General features: G+C 62.6%; 18 protein-coding genes. 11 read left to right on the forward strand and 7 right to left on the reverse strand.

Annotated features, from left to right (window positions below):
- The coding region (locus R2855_16160) for a hypothetical protein (protein MEZ4532527.1) at positions 1-699 on the forward strand (699 nt) is incomplete at its 5' end.
- Between the two features lies 1 nt (position 700).
- Positions 701-1,408 carry a haloacid dehalogenase type II gene (locus R2855_16165; GenBank protein MEZ4532528.1) on the forward strand — a complete coding sequence of 236 codons (708 nt, stop codon included), beginning with the start codon at positions 701-703 and terminating at the stop codon, positions 1,406-1,408.
- 164 nt (positions 1,409-1,572) lie between these two features.
- Here R2855_16165 and R2855_16170 read toward each other — a convergent pair whose 3' ends face one another.
- Positions 1,573-1,950 (reverse strand): cupin domain-containing protein, encoded by a 378-nt coding sequence (locus tag R2855_16170; protein ID MEZ4532529.1) that lies wholly within the window; start codon positions 1,948-1,950, stop codon positions 1,573-1,575.
- 179 nt (positions 1,951-2,129) lie between these two features.
- Between R2855_16170 and R2855_16175 the strand changes: the two genes are divergently transcribed.
- Positions 2,130-4,583 (forward strand): LuxR C-terminal-related transcriptional regulator, encoded by a 2,454-nt coding sequence (locus R2855_16175; GenBank protein ID MEZ4532530.1) that lies wholly within the window; start codon positions 2,130-2,132, stop codon positions 4,581-4,583.
- A gap of 319 nt (positions 4,584-4,902) precedes the next feature.
- Here the strand turns inward: R2855_16175 and R2855_16180 are convergent, their stop codons facing one another.
- The 3 genes from R2855_16180 to serA all read right to left on the reverse strand — a co-directional run bounded on the left by R2855_16180 (position 4,903) and on the right by serA (position 8,626).
- On the reverse strand, positions 4,903-5,556 hold the full coding sequence (locus R2855_16180) for a hypothetical protein (protein MEZ4532531.1): 654 nt from the start codon (positions 5,554-5,556) through the stop codon (positions 4,903-4,905).
- Between the two features lie 78 nt (positions 5,557-5,634).
- Complete coding sequence (locus tag R2855_16185) at positions 5,635-6,285, reverse strand: hypothetical protein (protein MEZ4532532.1); 651 nt, start codon at positions 6,283-6,285, stop codon at positions 5,635-5,637.
- A gap of 79 nt (positions 6,286-6,364) precedes the next feature.
- Positions 6,365-8,626 carry a phosphoglycerate dehydrogenase gene (gene serA / locus R2855_16190; protein ID MEZ4532533.1) on the reverse strand — a complete coding sequence of 754 codons (2,262 nt, stop codon included), beginning with the start codon at positions 8,624-8,626 and terminating at the stop codon, positions 6,365-6,367.
- Between the two features lie 253 nt (positions 8,627-8,879).
- Between serA and R2855_16195 the strand changes: the two genes are divergently transcribed.
- From R2855_16195 to R2855_16215, 5 genes are all read left to right on the forward strand, one after another.
- A complete protein-coding gene (locus tag R2855_16195) occupies positions 8,880-11,300 on the forward strand; it encodes a LuxR C-terminal-related transcriptional regulator (protein ID MEZ4532534.1) in 2,421 nt (806 codons plus the stop codon).
- 156 nt (positions 11,301-11,456) lie between these two features.
- The gene (locus tag R2855_16200) at positions 11,457-13,505 is read left to right on the forward strand and encodes a PQQ-binding-like beta-propeller repeat protein (GenBank protein MEZ4532535.1); all 2,049 of its coding nucleotides are present in this window, start codon (positions 11,457-11,459) and stop codon (positions 13,503-13,505) included.
- Between the two features lie 41 nt (positions 13,506-13,546).
- Positions 13,547-13,753 carry a hypothetical protein gene (locus tag R2855_16205; GenBank protein ID MEZ4532536.1) on the forward strand — a complete coding sequence of 69 codons (207 nt, stop codon included), beginning with the start codon at positions 13,547-13,549 and terminating at the stop codon, positions 13,751-13,753.
- Between the two features lie 329 nt (positions 13,754-14,082).
- Complete coding sequence (locus R2855_16210) at positions 14,083-14,499, forward strand: hypothetical protein (protein ID MEZ4532537.1); 417 nt, start codon at positions 14,083-14,085, stop codon at positions 14,497-14,499.
- Positions 14,463-16,325, forward strand: coding sequence for a PQQ-binding-like beta-propeller repeat protein (locus tag R2855_16215; GenBank protein ID MEZ4532538.1), 1,863 nt, complete (start codon positions 14,463-14,465; stop codon positions 16,323-16,325). Before R2855_16210 ends, R2855_16215 begins: the two co-directional genes overlap by 37 nt.
- A 71-nt stretch (positions 16,326-16,396) precedes the next feature.
- Here the strand turns inward: R2855_16215 and R2855_16220 are convergent, their stop codons facing one another.
- Together R2855_16220 and R2855_16225 are read right to left on the reverse strand one after the other, a co-directional pair.
- Positions 16,397-16,795: a PPOX class F420-dependent oxidoreductase gene (locus R2855_16220; protein MEZ4532539.1), complete on the reverse strand. Its 399-nt coding sequence runs from the start codon at positions 16,793-16,795 to the stop codon at positions 16,397-16,399.
- A complete protein-coding gene (locus R2855_16225; protein ID MEZ4532540.1) occupies positions 16,795-17,877 on the reverse strand; it encodes a D-2-hydroxyacid dehydrogenase in 1,083 nt (360 codons plus the stop codon). The genes R2855_16220 and R2855_16225 overlap by 1 nt, the downstream gene beginning before the upstream one ends.
- A 359-nt stretch (positions 17,878-18,236) precedes the next feature.
- Here R2855_16225 and R2855_16230 point away from each other — a divergent pair, with 359 nt between their 5' ends.
- The 3 genes from R2855_16230 to R2855_16240 all read left to right on the forward strand — a co-directional run bounded on the left by R2855_16230 (position 18,237) and on the right by R2855_16240 (position 21,954).
- On the forward strand, positions 18,237-19,727 hold the full coding sequence (locus tag R2855_16230; GenBank protein MEZ4532541.1) for a plastocyanin/azurin family copper-binding protein: 1,491 nt from the start codon (positions 18,237-18,239) through the stop codon (positions 19,725-19,727).
- Positions 19,728-19,930: 203 nt separating this feature from the next.
- Positions 19,931-21,046, forward strand: a complete 1,116-nt coding sequence (locus R2855_16235; protein ID MEZ4532542.1) for a Xaa-Pro peptidase family protein — start codon at positions 19,931-19,933, stop codon at positions 21,044-21,046.
- Between the two features lie 167 nt (positions 21,047-21,213).
- The gene (locus R2855_16240; GenBank protein MEZ4532543.1) at positions 21,214-21,954 is read left to right on the forward strand and encodes an SDR family NAD(P)-dependent oxidoreductase; all 741 of its coding nucleotides are present in this window, start codon (positions 21,214-21,216) and stop codon (positions 21,952-21,954) included.
- Between the two features lie 38 nt (positions 21,955-21,992).
- Here the strand turns inward: R2855_16240 and R2855_16245 are convergent, their stop codons facing one another.
- Complete coding sequence (locus R2855_16245) at positions 21,993-23,864, reverse strand: hypothetical protein (GenBank protein ID MEZ4532544.1); 1,872 nt, start codon at positions 23,862-23,864, stop codon at positions 21,993-21,995.
- Positions 23,865-23,866: the final 2 nt, after the last annotated feature.

Consider the following 23,866-nt stretch of genomic DNA (forward strand, 5'->3'; position numbering starts at 1 on the left):
ATCACGTTCGATACCGGCGGGTACTCGATCAAGCCAGCCGATGCAATGCTCGACATGAAAGGCGATATGGCCGGTGGCGCGGCGGTGCTGGCCACGATGACCGCGCTGAAGACGCTCGGCTGTCCCTACGAGGTGCATGGCGTCATCTGCGCCGCCGAGAACATGATCTCGGGTGAGGCATTTCGGCCGGACGACATCATCACCGGCATGAACGGTGTGACGATGGAAATCCTGTCCACCGATGCCGAGGGGCGGCTGGTGCTGGCCGATGGTTTGGTCTACACCTCGCGGCTTGGCGTGGGGGAGATGATCGACCTTGCGACCCTCACTGGGGCGAAAGTCGTCGCGCTTGGCGACGAAACTACCGCGCTCTATGCCAACCGAGACGATCTGGCCGCCAACTTGCTGGCGTCCGCCAAGCGTTCGGGCGAGCTGATGTGGCGCATGCCGTTGACCGAGGCCCTGGAAAAACAGATCAAGGGCGAACTGGCCGATATCAAGAACACTGGGGGACGCGCGGGCGGTTCGATTACCGCGGCGCTCTTCCTGCAGCATTTCTCGGAAGGACTGCCCTGGGCGCATCTCGACATTGCGGGCGCCAACCGGACCAAGACCGGCTCATCCTATACCCCCAAAGGCACGACCGGTGTGGGTGTGCGTACGTTGCTCGATTACCTGACGAATGGAGAGGATGCCTAGCATGGCTGACACGATTGGACTCGACGCTATCGACTGGGTTACGTTCGACTGCTACGGCACGTTAGTCGACTGGGAGGGCGCCTTTGGTTCGCTCTGCTATTCGATTGCGCTGCGCAACACCCCCGATCCTCCCTCGGGCGTGCAGTTGCGCGAGCGCTGGGAAGAGATCCAGTTCGAGATCATCCAGGGGCCATACCAGGAGTACAAGCGCGTCCTCTCCGAGAGCATTCGCGCGTGGTGCCTCGAGATGGGATACCAGTGGCAGGATTCGTTCGGACCGGCCATGACTACTGCCATGCGGTCGATTCAGGCGTTCCACGACACGAAACCGGCACTCGAGCGGGCCCGCGCCGCCGGTCTCAACCTGGCGATCATCTCCAACACCGACCGCGACATCATCACGCACTCGATCAAGCAGATCGGCGTTCAGTTCGACAAGGTGATCGTGGCGCAAGATGTCGGGGCCTACAAACCGTCTCCGAAAGTGTTCGAATACGCCATCGGCGAGATAGGCGCCGATCCGGGCCGTATGCTGCACACCGCGTTCGGGTTCAAGTACGACATTGGCCCGGCGCAGCAGTTCGGGATGAAGACCGCCTGGGTCAACCGCAACGCGGAACGGCTCCCCGATGACCGCATCCAGCCTGACTTCATCTGGCCGGACTTGTGGGGATTGGCAGCGTTCGCAGGCAAACCGTACGACGTGTAGTGGGCACGCGGCATGCGGCACGCGGCACGCGGCATGCAGCATGCAGCATGCAGCATGCAGCAACGGATGAGTATTGGCTCCGGGAGGTCGCGCCTGATGGAGCTGAGCGAGTCAACTGCGTGCTGCTAGCTGCATGCTGCATGCCGCATGCTGCATGCCAACCGCTAGCTCTCGTTCGTCCAGACGGTGTAGAGCTTGCGGATTGGGCGCTTGACCTCCCAGGCGCCGGCCCAGCCCTTGGGGAAGGTGCAGGAGTCGCCCTCTGAGAGGGTGAAGGCTTCGCCGCTGTCGGGCGTGCAGACCATCTCGCCCTGCACGATGTAGATCATTTCCCCGTGGTGCTCGAAACGGGCGCGGAAGACCCCGGTGTCGCATTCCCAGATGCCGGTTTCGATACTGCCGTCGCCATTGACCCATGCTTGATAGTCGCGCGTTGGGATGGAGACGCCGTTCTGGCTGATCGGTTTGGCGTCTGGCGCAACGATTCTGGTGAGTTCATCGCTCCCGATCCTCGTAGCCGAAACGGCGGTTGCGGTCGACATCGTGTGGTCACTCCTCGTCTGCTCAGGTCTGGACAGCACGTCGTCGCGCAACTGCGGCAACGGCGCGTTGGTCCATTCTATTGGGTTCGATGCGGGCGCGTTGCGATTGCCGGGCGCACCGAACGTCAACTAAGATTCGACCGCCGAACACCGCATCGCATCCGCAGCAGGGAGTCTCTGTGTCGCTATCGCACGACTCCGTTTCCGCTCAACGGTTACCGGCCCAGCGAACGTCGTTCATTGGGCGTGAGCGGGAGCTTGCCTCGATTCTGGCGATGCTGCGCCAACCCGCGGTGCAACTGATTACCCTGACTGGCCCGGGAGGTGTTGGAAAGACCCGGCTGGCGGAGCATGCCGTCAGCGTTCTGATCGATACGCCGGGACTCGAGGTGGCCTGGATTTCCCTTGCGCCCTTCGAAACGGTCGACCAAGTGGCTCAGGCGATTGGCGAGAAGTTCGGGCTGAAAAGCGTCGGCCCCGATTCGCTGCCTGACCGGCTGGCGGCGATGTTGCTCGGACGTCCCGTGCTGCTCGCACTCGACAACTTCGAGCATTTGCTGGACGCGGCGCCCATGGTTGCCGAGTTGATCGAGGCGTGTCCCACACTGACGATTCTGGCGACGAGCCGCGGAATACTCAATGTCTCCCTCGAGCGAGAGATTGCAATCGACCCGTTGCCACTACCCACCCAGAACGCTGCACGGGCCGAGATCGAGGCGAGTCCGGCCGTGCAGCTCTTTCTTCAGCGATCATCGCCGATTGCCCATGACGACCCGATTCCGCTCGAAGCGCTGCACGCGATCGAAGGCATCTGCCGGCGCCTCGACGGGCTGCCGTTGGCGATCGAGCTGGCGGCGTCCTGGAGCCGGTTGCTGACTCCGGCAGAACTGCGTGTCCGGCTCGACCGGCGACTTCCCCTGTTGGTGGGTGGTCCGGCAGATGCGCCACCACGTCTCCAGTCGATGGGCAGCGCGATCGGCTGGTCGTATGAACTACTAGACGGTGAGGCGAAACGGTTGTTTCGCCGGATCTCGATCTTTCCAGATGTGTTTACCCTGGAAGCTGTGGAGTTCCTGGAACGCATGCTCCCTCCATCCAGGGACGATGCGAGCCAGACGCCGAAGCAGATGGCCACCCTGAGCGCGCTGGCAAGCCTGGTTGGTCAAGGGCTGGTGAGCACGAACGACCGGCACGAGCTCCGCATGCTGCAGACCATACGGGAATACAGTCTCGCCCTGTTGGCGCAACACGATGAGGTGGACGAATGCGGACGGGCGCACGTGGCGTGGTGCGTTAGCCGAACGCAAGAGCCGGTGTTCGATCCGCTCGATGGTTACCTCTGGGGGCCATCCAATCGATTGTCCGATCAAGCGGACTTCTCCGCTGCTTTGTCCTTCGCGCTCGATCATGGCGCATACGACGATGCGTTGCGTCTGGCGATCACGCTGTCACCGACATGGGCGGAACAGGGTCGCTATGCCGAGGCGCGCAACACGCTGGACCGCATTCGCGATGGCCTGCCGTCATCGGCGGCAGAGGAACGTACGGTGCTGATGGGATGGTCTGCCGAGTGGGCATGGCTCCAGGGAGACTATGGGGCAACTCGGTCGCTTGCGGAAGCGTCACTGGATGCGAGCCTGGCAGTGGGGCTGGAGGCCGGGATTGCCGCCAATCAGTACCGACTCGGGCGGGTCGCGACCTTGCACGATCCGCATGCTGCGCTGCCATATTTGCTCGATGCGCTGCAGGCATTTCAGTTTCGGGGAGAACAGCGCAATGCATGCTGGTGCCTGATCGGGTTGGGACACGCCGTGCTTGGAACTGGGGAAGCGACAGGCGCCCAGACCTGGTTCGACCAGGCCTCTGCTATCGTCGCGGGGGTTACGGAGGATCCAGGCGGGTGGATCGCCCTCGGTCTCGAACTGGGGATCGCGCGGCTGGAACTGCAGCTTGGGGAGAACGACCGGGCAGCAAGCGTGTTGACGGAGGCGCTGGCAACGAGCCGGGCGCAGCGAAACGGCTACTTCGAGAGTCTTTGCCTGTCGTACTTATGTGACATCTTTCGGCGCGAGTCGTCGTTCTCCCGCGCGGTGGAGTCCGGGCGTGAAGGATTGCAGATTTCCCAACGCCTGGGGCATCGATTCCGCGAGCGGCAGTGCCTGATCCAGATTGCGCAGGCCGCCTTCGATATGGGCAAGCTCGAGCAGGCGATGTTGCTCGATGGCGCAGTGGCGGCACTTGCAGCGCAGATCGATTTCACGGTCTCGGACCGATCGTTGCGTGATCGGATTCTCGAAGCCTCCCCCGGAAAAGGGAAGCGGCTCTCGGAACTGGAAGCGGCTGGACGACGGCTAACTGGATCGGAACGGCTGGCGGAGGTGATTGCGCTCGAACTCGAGTTGAACCCGGTTCGCGAACGCGCAAACGCGCTCTCCACCCGAGAGGAAGAGGTGCTGCGCCTATTGGCGCAGGGCGCCACCAACGGAGAGATCGCCGATCGGCTCTTTGTCAGCCGACGGACAATCGACACCCATGTCGGATCGATCTTGCGCAAGCTCCAGGTCGCCTCCCGTCGTGAGGCGGTCGAGTCGGCTCGGGAGCAAGGCATCGTCGAACGCGGTGAGACGGAGTAGCGGACCGGTCGATCTCGACATGGCATATCCAGCGGAATGCCAGGGCCAATCGGTATACCGATTTCGCGCGTGAACGGTGACGATACGTAGTTTGGCCGATGCGCCCGGCCAGCGCGCCTGGGACTATTCGATCCATGCCTTCACGAACAGTTGCGCTTGCAATCGAAGATGTTCTGGAGACAAGGACATGGGCATTCGAAGCGTTCCAGCGACTTGGGGAGAGACATGTAGCGGACGGCCCGACGAGGGCAACGCGCGCGGCCCGCGTGTAGGACCGCGCGTGCGAATCATTCGACCCGAATGCTGATCTGACGTTCGGCTAGTTCACCGAGGCGGATGCGCCCGGCAGGTTGATCTGCGCCGCGCCGAGCAGGACGTACGGCGGTGAGCTGAAATTGCTGCTGTTGGTCAGATTCGAGACCACGATACTGTTGGCCCCCAATGCAAAGTACGAAGCCGGGATCGTGATGGCCACCGTGGTCCATGGCGCATTCTGGCCTTGTCCCTGACCATCCCAACTCGCAAACCAGCTCGTGCCATTGAAGATCGAGGCGCCGTTGATGGTGATCTGGATCGGATTCTTGGTGCCCGATTCATCATTGAGGCCAGTGAGCGTCAGCGTGACCGGACCGGTAGGGGTCGAGCTAAGCTGAATCGTGAGGCTGGCGGTGCTGTACTGAGTCTGGGTTCCGTAGAGCGCGGCCCATGGTCGTCCATACCACTGGCCGTTGCCTTGGTAGTAGCCGCCGGTCCATTCGCTGGCGGCAAGGGTCACAGTGGTGGAAACGCTGGTGGTCGGATTCACCAAATTGCCGCCGCCTGCGGTGGCCTGCACACCCTGGCCGAGCACCTGGATCTGTACATCGCCCTGGGCGAGCGTTCCTGCCAGCGGCAAGACCAGCGTGCCGACCGCGAGCGCAGTGGTCAGAGTGATCGTGCGGATTCGACGAGCGATCGAGGGACTGAGATTCACGGACTGCGCTCCTTCATTGCGACAAGCGTCGGGCGATCGAACGACATGAGGCGGCACCGCGCCGCTCCGAAAACGAACCTAGCTTTGTCCCGGTGGGTCGACCGTCACGCCAGTGGTCTGCACCGACGCGCCACCGAGAATGACATATGGCGCCTCGCCTTGATTGCCGGTTTCGGCTGTATTCGAGAGGGTAATCGCATTGACTCCAGGGCCGAGCAAACCCTTCGGAATGGTGATCTGCACGGTGGTCCAGTTGCCTTCGCCCGGGGTTCCTCCCCAGTCTTCGAACCAGGCATCGCCGGTATAGACGACAGTCTGATTGATGGTGAGCTCGATCGGTGTCTTGCTCGGGGCGTCGTCATCCATGCCGACGAGCGTGAGGATCACATCGGTCGTCGAAGGGTCTGAGAGACCGATATTCAGCGTGCCGGTGCCTTCGCCGGTCGATTGGGCGTAGAGCGCGGCCGCCAACCGGCCATAGCTTTCGGTTTCTGTCACCTGCGCCGCACCGACCCAGAGCTCGGGACTGAAGGTAGCGATCGTGGTCAGTCCGGCGACCGGATCGAGGAGGGAACCATAGGCCGCTGGGGTAGCCGGATCGCCCGGTTGGATGATCTCGATCTTGACCTGGTCGCTCTGTGTGTCCTGAGCCACCGTCTGACCGCCGCCGGTCAGCGCGCTTGCAAAAACGAGCGCCGAGACGAAACCACCAAACCGCATTCGCCGCATCGTTGCCTTCCCCTCCACGGTGATTTCAGACAATTCAGTTGTCGCACGGGTGCGAACCGTTCTCGCGCCCAATGTTTGGTTACAGGGTATCAGGCACGGCCAGCGCTGGCACGTGCGGCCGGGGACGGCTGAGATCGGCCGGAAGTGAAATCTTGAACGCCCCGACCATGCCGGGAATCGCCCGGATCTCCTCCAGCGCGCCGTCAGGAATCTCGTTGTCGACGTTGACGACCATGATCGCCTCACCGCCACGGTGGTGGCGTCCAACCTCCATGCCGGCAATATTCACATCGTAGCGCCCGATGATGGTGCCGACCCGGCCGATCACGCCTGGGACGTCCCGGTGGTGCGTGATGAGCAACTCGCCGGCCAGCGGCCGATCGAGGGTAAAGCGGTCGACCGCGACGATGCCGGCCTGCGCGCGGTCCCAGACCACGCGCACCTGATGGGCAGGTTCTTCCGGTTCGCCGGTTGCCTCGAACGAGAAGGTCGGAATCACATTCGGGTCGCGTGTGCCGCTGTCGAGCTTCACCTCCATGCCGAGCTCTTCCGCGATCAACCGGGCGTTGACCGGCGTGACCCGGCGATGGGTCCAGAGATGCATGGCCTCGCTCAGGGCGGCTCCCGCGACATGTTCGGTGACATCGTCCGGGACATTTCCGTTGACGGTCATGCGGAATCCCGCCGGGGGCGACGGCTGAAGCACCGCGAGCAGATGCCCCGCGGCACTGGCGACCGACGTCAGCCGTTGCAACTCGGGCGCCACCAGCGAAGCCGGAGGCAGATTGACCGCGTTCGGCACCGCCTGGCCATTGAGCGCGCAGATCACCGAGGAACTGATCATTTCCCCCACGGCTCTGAGCGCTTCCTCGCTCGAACCGCCGATGTGCGGCGTGAGGACCGCGTTCGGTAGCCCAAAGAGCGGACTCTCGTGGCAAGGCTCATGCGGGAAGACATCGATCCCCGCGGCCGCCACGGCTCCCGACTTGAGCGCCTGGGCGAGCACGTTCTCGTCCACCACGTCGCCACGCGAGCAATTGAGCACGATGACGCCCTCCTTCAGGAGGGGGAATGTTGCCGCGCAGAGCATGTTGCGGGTTTCCGCCGTGGACGGGACGTGGTACGTAATGATGTCCGAACGGCGCAACAACTCTTCATAGGACACCGACTCGGCGCCGAACTCGTCGAAACGGGCGTCGGAAATGTACGGGTCGTAGGCGAGAATGTTCATTTCGAATGCCGCCAGCCGCTTGGCGACTACGCCACCGACCCGTCCAAGTCCCACGATGCCGACCGTGCGTCCCCGCAAATCGACCGGTTTCAGCTTCTTGCGTTGCCAAAGCCCTTCATGGGTTGTTTGGTCGGCGCGTGGAATCTGACGGGTGATCGAAAGCAGCAATGCAATCGTGTGCTCACCTGCCGAATAGCGATTCGCTCCCGGCGCGTTGAGCACCAGCACACCCGCGCGGGTAGCGGCATCGAGATCGACATTGTCGACACCTACGCCTGCCCGCGCGATGACACGCAGGTTCGGTCCGGCGGCGATCACTTCGGAAGTCACCTGGGTTTCGCTGCGCACGATCAGGGCATCGGCATCGCCGAGTACCGCCAGCAATGCCGGGGTGTCGGTGCCGTCGACATCGATGATTTCGGCCGCTTCGGCGAGAGTCGCGCGCGCGCCGGGATCGATGGCGTCTGAAATGACGATGCGCGGGCGCGCGGCGAAGGCGGCGGTACCGTTCTTTCCGTCATCGATCCGCTCCATCTCATCGCGCAAGAGCGATGGGATCGGCGTCAGGCTATCGACCCGCACCACGCCGGGGAGATCGTCGGTGTAGGCATCGGGCGGTGAGATGAGGAAGCAGAGCATTCCGGAGTCGGAATAGGAACGCGCGTGACGGATGCTGTCCTCGACGGCCACGTTGCAGCCGCGCTGGGTGGCGACCGTTGGCTTGTCGTCTGCAAAAAGGATGGTGATCTCCGGGAAGTTGTGATGCCGCAACCAGTTGCGGGTCATCTCCGCCGAAGCGGCCGAACGCGCGGTGATGATCTGGACGTTCTCCGCGCCGAGCAGGTCGATGACATCGCGCAGGAACTGTTGCGCTCCCTCGGCGGGTTGCAATCGGGACGCCGGCCCGGCGTTGGAGTAGACCCAGTCACGCACGGTCTGGGGCACATTCAACCCGGCGGAATCGACAAAGGCGCGTTCTGGAAGATCGAGCTTGAACTTCTCGGATGCGGCAATGGCCAGGGGGCGCGGGTGTTCGGTCAGCACCCCGTCGAGATCGATGGCGAGATTGAGCCGGGGCCGGGCAGTGTGCCCATTCAACGTCGGACGCATAGGTAGCAACGGAGACTCCAGAACCGCTTAGGCAAGATAGTCGCCCGGGCCACTCCACATTGCGCGGTCCGGAAACGCTAATCATAAATGAGTGACGACTATGGGGCCCGGAGACCGGCCGGGACTTTTCCGCATCGCGGTCGATCGGGGACGACGCGCGCGCTGCCTGCGGGTTCTGCGTTATGATGAGTGACACGCCCACAGACGCAAGTGAAGCACCCTGTTTTCGCCATTCATGCACGAGTAGACGCCGATGCGCCCGGACCGCGCAGAGCTCGATGACCTCAGCGATCCATCAGACTCGCCCCCTGGCCCGATTCATCTCGATGAGTTGCGGGTGCTGGAGTTTGCGCCGCGCGCCCTGCACTTTCCCCCCTTGCCGAAACCCCGCACATCGCTCATTGGACGTGAACAAGAGATCGAGCGCGTTCTCGGGCTGGTGACCGATCCGCAGTATCGGCTGGTCACACTGGTAGGCACTGGGGGCATCGGCAAGTCGCGTCTTGCGCTGGCCGTGGCGCATACGATTGCAGACGCCGGAGCGCTGCCAGTAGCGTTCGTGTCGTTGGCCTCCCTGCGCAACCCATCGCGTCTGATTGCTGCGATTTCCGCTCGGCTGGCGTTGCCGGATCTGCCGTCCGATCCAACTGTGCAGCAGTTTGCCGCGGTACTGGGAGGACGCCGGCTGGTGCTGGTGCTGGACAACCTGGAACAGCTGCTGCCAGCGGCCCCGGTGCTGGCCGAGCTCCTCGACGCGTGCCCTGCCATGACATTGCTCTGCGCCAGTCGAAGCCGTCTTCGGCTCTCTGGCGAGCAGGTCGTCCCGGTCGACGGACTGGAGCTCCCAGCTACGGATGTCGATGCGCCGGAGGAAGCGCTGGCCAGTCCGGCGGTGCGGTTGTTCGTCGAACGCGCGATGGCGATGCTGCCGGGATTCGAATGGACGACCGACCAACTTCAGGCCACTGCCGCCATCTGCCGCCGGGTGGAAGGGGAGCCGCTGGCGATCGAGCTTGCCGCTGCACGGGTGCGCATCTTGCCGCCGACCGCTCTCCTGGCGCGCATGGATCCCATTCTCCCGGCGCTTGGCAAGGGCCCAGTCGATGCCGATCCGCGTCTCCAGACGATGGATCGGGCAATTCAGTGGAGCTACGATCTGCTGCTCCCGCGCGAGCGTGACACCCTGCGCCAGTTGGCGGTGTTCATCGGCAGTTGCTCGCTGGAGGAGCTGGATGCCGTGCTGCCGGGCACGCGCGACGATCATCTGGAGAGCATCGAACTTCTGCAGGAGGCCTCGTTGCTGCGCACGATGCCCGATGCGGACGGATCGGTGCGCATCTCCATGACGCCGCCGGTGTGGGAATACGCGCATCAACTCCTCATCGGCAGTGCGGATGAACGCGCCTTGCGAGATGCGCATGCTGATCACTTCGTCCAATGGCTGCGCCCAGGCGACTTTTACCGGAATGTCAGCGGACGAAGCGAACTGCTGCGGCATTACGTCAATGGGTGGCCGAACGTGCGAGCGGCGTTCGAGTGGCTGGTCGAATCGGGACAGGGAGAGCGGGCTCTGGAGCTCACCTGGGCAGCGTCCGATCTGGGCTGGCTGCGCCTGCATACCCAGGAAGTCAGCGACTGGATGGAACGCGCCTACGATGTCACTGCTGGTGACCAGGCATCGCCACTGCGGGTGCGGATCACGTCCTGGATTGGGTTGATGGCCTCGATTCATGCGGACGATGACAAGGCGCTGCGTTTTTCCCAGGAGGCGATCGAGCGGGCACGCGTCTTGGGTGATCTCGATCTGCTTGGATTCGGCTTGCGTCACGGAGGACAGATCGCCCGCAATGCTGGAGCGATCGACCGCTCCATCGCCTATTCGACAGAATCGCTCGCATTGCTGCTTCCAAACAAGCCGACGGTGCAGCGGACGGCAGCGCATTATGAATTGGGGATGAGCCTGAAGGCGGCCAGTCGCCTCGCAGAGGCGAGAGAGCAGATCGAGGCCGGGCTGGTGATTGCGAATGCAACCGCGGCGAACTATCTCCAGCCGCTGAGCGAGTTGGCGCTGGTGGGGCTCGCGTTGGCGGAAGCGCGCATCGAGGAGAGCCGGAGCCTGTTGCGGCATGTGCGCGATGTGAGTCTCGACCGAGAGGTTCTCTCGCTCGTAGCGGAGTTTTTCTTGCGGGTCGCCGAACTCGCGCTGTCCGATGGCGAACCCGAACGTGGAGCGCGTTTGTTGGGCGCTGCCGATCGGGTCCTGGAACTAACCTCACGACTCCGTTTTCGCGATACAGGCAGCCGGGCGGAGCTCGAACAGCATCTGCGCGCGGAGCTCGGCGCTGACGGGTTCGAACGCTTTCGAACGGAAGGCGCTCGGTTGACCCTCGACGCCACGTTTGTCGAGGCGGAGCGGACCATCACGCAGCAAGAGCGGCCAGATGCGGTTGACCAACCGGCAGACCTGCTCGCGCAGCTCTCGCCACGGGAACGCGAGGTGCTCGATCTGTTGGTCGATGGCCTTACCGATCGGGAGATCGCCGACAGACTGTTCATTTCTCGCTCGACGGCGTCGCGCCATGTGGAGGCGATTCTGCGCAAGCTGGGCGTTCCCACGCGCACATCGGCGGCGGTCGTCGCCATCCGCGCCCGCGATCGGCAGGTACCGAGCTGACGCTCTCCCGGATCCGCTCAGGAAATTGGGAATCCTCCCAATAGGCAGCCGTGCACCGCTCTGCCACCATCGGAGCACGTGACCAACCTGGTTTCGCTCGCTGTCAGGACGTCCAGTAGGCGGCGAGTTCGGTGTCCCCAATTGAGGAGGAATGTCATGCGCATCGATTGCCTGTCACGAAGGTTCGGAGTAATCGTGCTTGCTCTGACGTTCGTGATCGTTCCATCTCTCACCGCTGTCGCGCAGGATGCATCGCCTGCGCCAGGAACTCCCTCTCCGGTCGCGAGGCTCGATCCGGCGATGGTCACCGGTACCTGGCTAAGCATGGGGAATCTTCAGCGGAACGGCCAGGTCGACGGCGCGCCGCTGGCCGGTTCACCCACAATCCTCTGGGAATCAGAGCTCGGCAGTGCTGCCTATCTTGCTCCGGCGGTTGGCGACAAGATTGTCATCGCCCAGTCGGAAATGGCCATTGCCGCGCTCGATCGGGAAACCGGATCCCAACTTTGGTCGGTGCCCATCGAATCGGTAGGGACCACACCAACACTGGTCGATGGTTTCGTCTATACCGCCGGCCTCCAGGGTGCTGTTGCGCTGGATGCACGAAGTGGCGAGGTGATCTGGTCGTTCGTCCCGGAACCTGAACTGGAAATGGAACCGCCGGACGGTTTTCCCCCTCTCTCGATCGTGAATGGGCCGGTAACCGTCGCTGATGGATCCGTCTATGTCACGGGCGATATTTACGGGGAACTCTGGGCGATCGACGCCGCGACCGGGGAGCTCCGCTGGGTCTACGACACCGAGGGCGGCGTCCCCGGTGCGGTTTCTTACGTCGATGGAATGCTCTATGTCGCGTCAGATGGCGCCGGAGATGCGGGTTCGCTTGCGGGGTCGACGAAGAGTCAGTTGCATGCGGTCGACGCGGCGACTGGTGAGCGGATTTGGACGAATGAATGGCCGGCGGACTCAGTTTTCCCCGGTGGGACGGTGGTCCTGGACGATATGGTACTTGTCGGCCTCTCGGACCAAGTGGCTCATTTCGGGACATGGCAAGCCTACGACCGCCATACCGGCGAGCTTCGCTGGAGCACGCGTACGTCGATTGCTCCGTGGGCTGGCAGCCTTGCGGCCGTCGACGGGATGTTCATCGTTCCAAACGGGGATGCCGGAGGCACGTTGGCGCTCGATGCCGCGACCGGAGACGTGATATGGCAACACGACTCTTCGCCGATGGCGTACTGGGATATGGTCGTTGTCGATGATGTGCTCTACATGCGAACCGGTGCGCCCGCAATCGAGGCGATCGATACGGCAACCGGCGCGTTGCGCTGGTCGATCTCAACTGGCGAGCCCGATACGGCATGGAGTGGACTCGCATACGCTGATGGCGTGCTCTACGCTGGAACGGATACTGCGATGATGGCAATTGGCGGTGATGGCGGGACCTCGCCGGAACCGGGGCCACCGTCGCTCGCGACGACTATGCCTCTGTCGGCAGATGCAGATGGCTTCCTCCAATGGGTAGGGGTTATCGAGTCTCCGGAGGAGTTCCAGGGGCCGGCCGGGATCGCGTTCCGACCAAACGGTGAGATCTTCATCGTCGATTCGAAGAACGACCGGATTCAGATTTTCTCACCTGATGGGACTTTCGACCGTGTTTGGCCAGGCGAAGGCGATACGGCCGCGATGTTCTCATTTCATGAGCCGGATGGGTTCTTTTGGGGTGATCTGGCCTTTGCCGCCGATGGATCGCTCTTTGTGACCGATCCCATGGATGGCCGAATTCAGATCTTTGATGCCAATCTCAACCCGACTGCCTCCTTCGACCTGCCGTCCACGAGTCCAGACAACCTGAGCCGCCCTGGTGGCATCGCGCTCGATGAAGCAACGAACCGGCTCTATGTGACCGACTTCGCGCATGATCACGTGTTCGTCTTTGACCTCGAGGGGAACCTGGTCTCCACATGGGGCGGCGACGACGGTGATGTCGAGCTGTCCCTCTTCACACCCAGCGACGTCGCGGTTGGGCCAGATGGAAATGTCTATATCACCGATTCTGGCCGTGGACGGGTACGTGTCCTCACGCCGGAAGGCGAGACAGTCGCTGTTTTTCACTCCTGGAGCCGAGTTGATTACGATTGGCAAGGGTGTCGATCCCGGCAGGTTCACGGGTCTCGTGGGTGTCGCGGTCGACTCCGACGGTAATATCTCACACACTCGACTACAGCACGAATCGGATTCAAGTCTTGTCGCCCTCAGGCGAAGTGCTCGGCGTGCTGAGCGGTATCGCTGGAGAAACAGAGTACTTCTCGAATCCCTGGTCGGTCGCCATCGGACCGAATGGCCTGGTCTATGTGGTCGACGAAGGGTTCGATGACGGTCTGGTTGCCGTCTTGCGCACGCCGCTCACCACGGCGCCTGTTGCTTCACCTATCGCCTCGCCGGCTGCCTGACCCTCCGGCGAGCGCATCGCCTGGACAGCGGGAGCGGGGGCGCCCACGATTGCCAGCGTTGCGAGGCAGCCTGTCGGAGGTCGCCCTGGCGCTGTCTGGACCTTCTGACTAGCGTGAGGTTCTGCGTCACAGATCGTTCGCTGAACCCGTTTACCTGAAAGAGCATCTGACTCGTCGACATCGTCTTTCAGTTGTCAGCGTTGCGTCGGGGACAAGCTTCCATGAACGCCGTTCACGTCAGCCGTGGTTCCCGTACGACGCTCTCTCATCCAGTCCCTTGTCGCCGGATCAAGTGCTCGCATGTTTCGTTTCTGCAAATGGAGGCATGTATGCATCGTCGTTCTCGAATCCGTTGGTGGATTCCGTGGTTGATCGTCCTCGCGCTCATGTCTGCACCTGCACTGGCGACAGCGCAGACCCCCGAACCGGCGGCATCTCCGGTGCTCGACTCGTCGCAAGTTGCCGGCGAGTGGGTCGCTCGTGCGAACGATCAGCGCAACGGCCAGGTGGGGGGCGCTCCGCTAGTGGGAGCTCCCGAGATCTTGCGGACAGCGGAACGGGGCACTCCAGCCTATCTTCCGCCTGCAGTTGGGGATGACATTCTTGTCGTGCAATCCGAGGACGCTGTTGCGGCGCTCGATCGGATGACCGGTGAAGTGCTCTGGGAGTCTCCTGATCGAGTCTTCAGGCTCGGCGCCGTCATTAGTGGATGGCGGATTCACACCGCGGCCTGCAGGGCGCGGTAGCTATCGATGCGCGTGATGGGAAAACAATCTGGACCTTCGTGCCCGTCCACGAACTAGAAGGCACGCCTCCAGCAGACTTCCTGCCGCAAACCATCGTCGACGCGTCGGTCGCCGTAATCAACGGAACTGTCTTCGTCTCGGGAGGTGTCTACGGTGGCCTCTGGGCGCTCGACGCCGCAACTGGCCAGGAGAAGTGGTTCTACGATACGGACGGCGGAATGCCTGCAGTAGTGTCGTACGTGGACGGAACGCTCTATCTCACGGCAGATAGTCTCGATCTAGCGGGTATGCTGGCCGGATCGACCGTTAGCAGGCTGCAAGCCGTCGACGCTGCGACCGGCGAGCTGGCTTGGTCCACCGAGTTGCCACCCGAAACGGCGTCTTTCACGACACCGATCGTGCTGGGGGATACGCTGCTTATCGGAGTTTCCACCCCAATTCCGTATATTGGAAGCTGGAATGCCTACGACCGGCTGACCGGCACGCTCCTCTGGAACACCCCATATCCGATACCTCCATGGCCGGCGAATGCGGCGGCCAAAGATGGCCTTTTCTTTGTGCCGGGAGCCGACATTGGAGGTGTACTGGCGCTCGACGCCGTCACTGGTGACGTGGTCTGGCAGCATGATTCTCCCCATATGGCCTGGTGGGGGATGATCGTTGCTGGTGATGTGCTCTATGTACGCACGGAAGAACCGGCAATCGAGGCGTTGGACACGGCAACTGGCGCATTGCTCTGGTCGTTGCCGGCCGGTGAGCCAGATCAGCCCACAAGCGGAATCGCGTACCGCGACGGCGTGCTCTATTCCGGCGCTGGAACCGAGGTGTTTGCCATCTCCGGCGACGGTGGACCAGCCCCAGCCCCGGGTGAGCCAGCTCTCTCCGGGGTGCTGCCGCTCGATCCGGACGCCGGTAGTTTCCTGCAGTGGGGCGGTGTGCTGGACACGCCGGAAGAGTTCCAGGGGCCAGTGGGTATCGCGGTTCGCCCAAACGGCGAAATCTTCGTCATCGATGCTCGCAATGACCGGATTCAGATCTTCTCTGCCGATGGCGAGTTCGATCGTATCTGGCCGGCCGACGGCGATACGAGCACCGCTTTTTCGTTCCACGAACCCGACGGCTTCTTCTTTGGTGACCTCGCGTTTGCCGCAGACGGGTCTTTGTACGTCACGGACCCGTTGGACAGTCAAATTCAGATGTTCGACCCCGATCTGAACCCGACAGGAGAGTTCCTGTTGCCATCGGTCGATCCGAACGATCCCAGCCGGCCGTCCGGGATCGCGCTCGACGAAGACGCAAACCGCCTGTATGTGGCCGACTTCGCCCGCAGCAACGTGTTCGTCTTCGATCTGGCTGGAAATCATCTCGCCACCTGGGGGCCAAATGGTGGCGACGTTGAGATCCCGCTTCTGAATCCGGGCGATGTCACGGTTGGCCCTGACGGGAATGTCTATGTGGCCGACTCGCTGCGCAGCCGTATCCGGGTACTGACTCCTGACGGAGAAACTGTTGGCGTCTGGGGAGGAATCGGAACGGGCCCGGGTCAGTTTGCGGGAGCAGCCGCGATTGCGTTCGATGCGGATGGCAACGCATATGTCACCGACTACGTTGGCAATCGCATCCAGGTCATTTCGCCAGATGGAACGGTAATTGGCATCCTCGGAACACACGGCACCGGAGACGGGGAACTGCAGCAGCCGACCTATCTTGCCTTTGCGCCGGACGGCCGGCTCTTCGTCAGCGACGAAACGAACAACCGGGTGGTGGTCTTGTCGACGTCTGCAACTGCGCCGATCGCCACTCCACTCGCCTCGCCGGCTGCCTGACCCTCCGGCGAGCGCATCGACCGGCACGGGGAGCATGACTGGGCTCCCCGTGTTCCGGTCCACCCATGTGGCTATCTCAATATCGTCGAGCGGAGCGGCTCGATGACGTAGAGGGCGTGCCGGTCTGGCATGCCCTCGTAGCTCTCTTCGCCGGTGTACTTGCGCACCATGGCGATTACGTCCGGGTCGCGGCTATCGACGACGCGAACGCTTCTGACGACGCCACGAATCTCGAGATAGTGCGCGGGGTCATCCGGATCGGCCATGGAGAGCGCAACGCGCGGGTCGCGCGCAAGGTTGCGCGCTTTCTGGCCGGTCGGGCCGATAGCAATGACGATCTGTTCACCGTCCCAAATGAACCAGACGGGATTGGATTGCGGCTCGCCGTGCGGCCCAGTGGTCGCGACATGCGCGAGCACCGGCTTGTCGAGCAAGCCCTGGTGGCTCTCGGGAATGACATTCGCCGGCATCAGTAGCCTCGCTGCTTGTCGAGCAACGGGCTCATTTCATCGTACCGCCCGTCCAGGTAGAGTGGGAGATTGCGCACGAAGATCTCGGTGATGCGCTGGTTCTCGCTCCACGCGGTGCTGGCAGAGTGCGGCGCGATGAGCACATTCGGCATATCCCAGAGAGGCGAATCGTCCGGCAGCGGTTCGGTGCGGAAGACGTCGAGCCCGGCATACGCGATCTGCCCGGACAGGAGCGCTTCGATCATGGCGTCTTCGTCGATCACGATGCCGCGGGAGAGATTGACCAGCACAATGCCCGGTTTCATGGCCGCAATCGCGGCCGCGTCGACCAGGTTTTCCGTGTCGGGGGTGTGCGGCGTCGAGATCACGACGAAATCGGATCGCGCGAGCACGTCGCCCAATGCGTTGTGGTCGTAGGCTTCGTCGAAGCCGAGCGTACGAGCGCGGTGTTCATCGACGCGCGATGCGATGGCGATGGTGCGCATGCCAAACGCCTTGCCCAGACGGCCCACTTCACGCCCGATTCGTCCGGGTCCGATGACGGTCAGCGTTTGGCCGTCGAGTTCCCCACCGCAGAACCGCTCCCAGCGGTGCGCCTGCTGCTCCGATCGCAATCGGGGAAGCTCCTTCACCCAGGTGAGCATGACCGCGAAAGCGAATTCCGCCAGCGGTTTGGCATGCACCCCGCTGGCGGTGGTAACGAGGATGTCGGTCTCGGCCAGGCCGAGACGTTTGATCATGGGGCCGACACCGGCGGAGGTGGTTTGGATCCAGCGCAACCTCGGCATGAGCTCCAGCACCGGTTTCGTCTTGGCTCCGGGCGTGTCCCAAACGACTTCGGGGATGTCCCAAACGATCTCGCATTCGGCCAGCATTGCTTCCCAGCGGGACTGATCTTCGGGAGATCGGGACCAACCGTCCGGTCCGTGATGGTCGTTTCGATAGAGGGTGGGAGGCAGCAGATCCGGCTCGTACCGGACCTCGATCCGTCCCGGCGCGGCGGCGCGGATTTGCGCGACGTACTCGGGTTCGAGCGGTGAGGTGATGCCGATAATGGTGGGTTTGGTCTGGTTCTTGCTCACTTCGCCTTCCGCCACGCGCGAGGTCTGATCGATGCGGCCGATTGTACGTGGTAGATACGGCATAGCACGGATCGCGGTCTCGAATTGGCCGCGCAGCGTCCGGCGCTCGATCGAGCGGGAAATGGGTGCTGGAGCGCGTTGCTTGTGGAAGCGGGCCGGAATTCCGTACAGTTATTGGGCAAATCTGTGCTCGACTGCGCGATCGTTACGAATTTGCAACCTCGAACCAGCGAATGTAATTTTCTTGCTTTCCGCGCACGGCAAACTTCGCACCACGTCTCGGAACGGAACGAGCGCACGTGTCGTGGGTGTTGGCCACGAAAGCGGCGTCTCGGAATCACTCGTACAGGAGGTACGGCGTGTTGAACAATCGTGTAACCCGGCGACTTTTCATGGGCTCGGTTGCGGGAGCGTCGATCGCTGCCCCGCTCGCGGCGCTTCAGAACGATGCGGCCGCGCAGACCCCGGTCGCCGGTGGGTGGACCCCGGTGGATAATGTCCGGCCGGTCTTGACACCGGTTGCGGAGCTGCAGCCGGCTCCCGAAGATGAGATCCATGTCACCATGGCTCCAAACGTGCCCCCAGCCATCACCCGCACCAATCAGTGCACCTTCGAGGTTGCTCTCGAATCGATCGAGGGTGTCTGCCCGCTCGATCCCGAGAACGGCGTCAACACCGAGATGTGGGGATTCCGCATTGCCGGTGACGATCAAACGCTGTGCGGTTCGCCCGGTCCTGTCATCCGCGGTCGCGTGGGCGATATGGTCACGATCAAGATGACCAACCTGGCCAGCAGCATGCATCCGCACAACATCGACTTCCACGCCGTCACCGGCCAGGGGGGAGGCGCCGAAGGGTTGACCGCGAATCCGGGCGACACAGTGTCGATCCAGGCACGCCTGCTCTACCCCGGCGCGTTCATGTACCACTGCGCATACGGTGATGTTCCCCAGCACATTGCCCATGGCATGTACGGCATGATCATCGTCGATCCGGAGGAGCCGCTCCCGGCGGTCGATCATGAATGGTCGATCTCGCAAAGCGAGTGGTACGTCATGGAAGTTGGCGCGGAAGACCAGGGCGTCGCGAGATTCGATCGTGCCGGTCTCGTCGACGAGCATCCGCGGTACGTCACGTTCAATGGTCGCACCGATGCGCTGCGCGGGGACAACGCGCTGCAAATGAGTGTGGGAGAGCGCGCGCGCATCTACTTCGTCAATCAGGGAATCAATCTGGTCTCCAGTTTCCACCCGATTGGGTCGCATTGGGATTTGGTCTATCCCGAAGCCGCGACGAGCCCGGCAAATGTTCCTATTCGCGGATCGCAGTCCACGCTTGTTGTCGCTGGCGGCGGCACGGTGGTGGAACTCGATGCGCTGGTGCCGTCGACGGTCATTTTGGTCGACCACTCACTCGTGCGTTCCTTCTATAAGGGGTCGATCGGTCAGATCGTGATCGAAGGGGAGCCTGATCCAGAGATCTTCGTCTCGCTCACGCGTGAGGTGACCGAAGAGGGCCATATGGCGTCGCCTGTGCCCGAAAACATCGCGGCGGAAGTGATCATGCCTGAGGGCGCGTTCCTGCCGGAGAATGCCCAGATTGCCTATAGCCCGCCGGTGGTGACGATTCCGGTTGGCGGAACCGTCCTCTGGCACAACGAGGATTCGGTGTCGCACACAGTAACCTCTGGTCTTTCGGATGGTTTCTCGGGCACGCCGGACGGCAAGTTCGATTCGGGATTCCTGGACACTGGAGCCAGCTTCAGTCACACGTTCACCGAGCCGGGCACATATCCGTACTACTGCCAGCCGCACCCGTGGATGCGCGGGACTCTGCTCGTCGAGGAATAGTCTCGGCGCGACCCTGCGTCAATCCAGGGGCCGGTGGCAATCCGCCACCGGCCCCTTCCCATTCTGGGTGTCGGCGCATGATCCCGTCCCCGGTTCGCAAGCGCGGAACGCATGTTGCTGATCCAGCCCAGGTGCGATTCAGGGCCGGTGCTAGAATCGCGGACATGGAGCGGTTCGTTTCTTTCCCCAGAGGAGCATCAAGCATGGCCCCAGGAGTTCCTACGCAGGCGGTGTATGCCGAGCGGATCAAGAAGGCGCAGGCCGAGATGAAGCGGCAGGGAATCGACATCCTGCTGGTCGGTCCGTCGTCCGATCTGGTCTATCTCATCGGGTACGACGCGCACCTGAGCGAGCGGTTGAACCTGCTCATCATCCGGCAAGAGGGGACACCTGATCTGGTCGTGCCGGTGCTGGAATCGTTCCTGGCAACGAGCTGCGAGCCGAATGTCACGCTGCGGCGCTGGCAGGAAACCGAATCTCCCTCCGAGTTGGCTGCGTCGCTGATTGGCGACACGACCGGGGTGACGCTAGGCGTCAGCGATCAGCTTTGGAGCACCTTCCTGCTCAAACTGCAGAAAGCGATGCCAGAAGGGGATTGGACGACCGGACAACCGATCCTGGCGCATCTGCGCGTGACCAAGGACCAGTCGGAACTGGACAACCTGTTCGAGGTTGCGCGGCTCACGGACGAGGCGTGGCATGAGTTCGTGGAAAGCGGCCAGATCAGCGGACTGACGGAAACGCAAGCCATGGAACGGCTGTCGGGCATGATGGAGAAGCGCGGGTTGGGCCGGTCCTTCGGCATCTGCGCCAGCGGGCCGAACGCCGCCTCGCCTCATCACCACACCGGCGACCGCGTGATCCAGCAGGGCGACTCGGTGATCTTCGACTGGGGCGGCACGCTCAACGGATATCACTCCGATGTGACCCGCACCGTGTTCGTCGGCACCCCGACGGACGAGTACCGCAAGGTCTACGCAACGGTGAAGGAAGCCAACCAGGCCGCGCTCGACGCGGTGAAGCCGGGCGTTGCCTGCGAGGACATCGACAAGGCCGCTCGCGATGTCATCACGAAGGCCGGCTATGGCGAGGCTTTCTTGCACCGGGTCGGGCACGGGTTGGGCATGGATGTGCACGAAGAGCCATATCTGGTCGGCGGCAACAAGACGCCGCTCGAAGTCGGGATGGTCTTTTCCGACGAGCCTGGCATCTATCTGGCGGGAAACCTCGGTGTGCGCATCGAGGATTCGGTGGTCGTTACGGAAACGGGCGGAAAACGACTCAACGAAGCAAGCCGCGAGCTCACCGTAATGGATTGATCGGACGCGATCGTTCGCGGGCCGAATTCGAGACCGGACAGACAGGGCGGCGCCTGAGCGCCGCCCTGTTGCGCATTCGCCATGCCGCCGCATCCGGTTGTCATGGGAATGAGATGCCCGGGGACGCATAACTGAGTGTGTACATCTGTCACCAAAGGAGGTTTGCGATGGCACAGTTCGATGGCAAGACAGCGCTGGTCACCGGAGGCGGGAGCGGCATCGGTGAAGCGATCGCCACGGTGCTTGCCGAGCGCGGGGCGGCTGTGGTCGTGTCCGATATCCATCTGGATGCGGCGCAACGGGTGGCCGACGCGATCGTTGTGAAGGGTGGCAAGGCAGCCGCGTTCGCCGCGGATGTGGCGAACCCAGCAGACTCGAAGGCGACCGTGGAGTTTGCCGTGAAAACGTTCGGGGCGCTTCACCTGGCGGTCAACAACGCGGGCATCTCTGGCGTGCCGGGTCCTGTCGGCGATCTTGCGCCCAGTGACTGGGATACGACGATTCGGGTCGATCTGAACGGTGTGTTCTATGGCATGCACTATCAGATTCCCGCCATCCTGGAAGCGGGTGGCGGCGCCATTGTCAACATGTCCTCGATTCTTGGGGTCGTCGGCGAGGGCGGCGCCCCGGCCTATACCGCGGCGAAGCACGGGGTCACCGGATTGACCAAGGCAGCGGCGATCAGCTATTCCGGTCAGGGCGTGCGTGTGAACTCGGTGCATCCCGGCTATATCGAGACGCCGATGATCGAGAACATCGACACGAGCGGGGCGGCCCAGTTGCATCCCATCGGACGCCTGGGGCGTCCTGAAGAGATTGCCTATGTCACGGCGTTTCTCTTGTCGGACGAGGCGTCGTTCGTGACTGGCGCCCAGATCGTGGTCGACGGCGGATACACCGCGCGTTAGGGATCGAACCTGCGGATGTAGCACGCAACCCTATGTTCCTAGGCGGTGCGGTGCTCGGTTTCGATCATGCCCGAGCGCTCGAAGATGCGGCGGACGATGGCCAGCGTGGAGGCGTAGGTCGAATCGAGCCCGTAGTAACTCATCCCGCGCGCGCCAAGGGTTTGCGCGCGGGAATACGGGGTATCTGAGGCATAGTGGATGATGCCCAGATCGAGCCGCCCGTTCGAATGCTGCGCGAGGTTGATGGCCTCGTCTTGCGGGTAGCGGTCGAGGAAAAGATCCTCGTAGATCGCGTTCAGATACGGCCCGGCTTCCATTTCGACCACGGTGAAACTCTCGCGGTAGAAGAAATCGAGATACCCCTGGTTCTGAAGATAGGTGCCCTTGACGGTGACCGCTTTCTGATTGTCGAGCGCGGCGCCATAGACGAGATAGGGCGCCAGATCGGCATAGGAGAAACAGTTGTCGAGCCAGTAGGTATTGCCGGAGTGCTCGTCGAAGACGACGTTGGCGATCATGACGTCGCCAATGCGGCCGTTGAGCGTGGCGGCTTTGCCGAGAATGTAGATGCCGCGAATCTGCTCGGTGCTCATCGCGATCTGCGACATGATGTGATAGGCCGCCAGCCCGAGCGGGTAGTTGATGTTCACGATAATCGCGTCCGTGTTGCCCGGCACGAACTTCTCGCCGGGACGCAGCAACCGCGAATCGAGCGATTCGACGTCGAGCTGTTGCAAGTCGATGACCTGCGTGCCAACGTCGATCGCGCCGGTCGACGAGAAGTGGCGGATGCCGGCAGCGGATTCTTCCTCGTTGCGGGTCTTGCGCTCTGCCTCCCGGCCGGGCTCGGTGAAATACGTACGGGCCGCGAAATAGAGCAAGTTTTCCCAGGACGAGCGACTCGCGCCCGATTCCAGAGCCTCCAGCTCGGGTAGCAGTTCGTCGTGCATCGTGTCGCGGATGTACTGAGTCAGCGCGTCTTTGCGACGCATGGCCGTGCCGGCGAGGGTATTGACCAGACTATGCGTGTTCGACGAGACGAAATAGACCGGTCGCTCCAGGAACCCGAGCTCGGCCATCGCCAGTTGCACTGGAGCCCACCATTGCCGGGTGGCACGGTTGTACCCGAGGTAACTCGCGCCCAGCATACGGATGTCCCAGCGCTTGCGCTGTTTCGTCAGCCCCAGCAGATTCGACCAGAGTTCTTTGCCCCAGACCGAGCGAAGCCGCTTCCAATCGTTGGGAGATATGAGCAAGAGCTCGCCAACCCGCTCGACCAGCGGCGCGTCTTCCGGTTCTCCGGCGGCGAAGTTCTCGATCAGCGCGGCTGCTTCCGGAGACGCGCGCAGGATGCGATGGATCTTGGTGAGTTCGATCTGCAGCGCCACGATGGTCGGGATCATGTCGTCCAGGTCGGATGACGATGCGATGAGCGCGCCGAGCACGTCCTTGCCGTCGTAATGCCATTTGCGTCGCCGGGCGGGCGCGGTTTGCAATCGCCACGTGGTGAAATCTGCGAATCCCGCTCGCTCGAATGCGATGGCGCTCTGGCCCAACACGAAATGGCGGCAATGCATCACGGACGGCGGCAGCCGCTGCAGCGAATACATCATCGCGTTCATATCCGGTTCGGTCTCGGTCGCCCCGGCATGTAGGGATGGCGCCGCGGTGATATGCGCTGGCTCGAAGCTGGAGACGCTCACGGCACCTGAGCTTTCCAGGAGCGTGGTGTAGGTGCGAACGTAGAGATCGACTTCGCGTTGGTCCGCGCCGGGCTGCGCACGCGCGCCCACGCGCCGAATCTGGTCCGCCGCGCCCATGTCGCGTCCGCTGTTCTCCCGTTGCTCCCGCATTGTGTCCCTCGATTGCTGCGACGCCGACGCGTTGTCGGGAGTATATCGGGGCATCATGG

It is taken from the genome of Thermomicrobiales bacterium, from assembly GCA_041390825.1.
Classification (GTDB): Bacteria; Chloroflexota; Chloroflexia; order Thermomicrobiales; family UBA6265; genus JAMLHN01.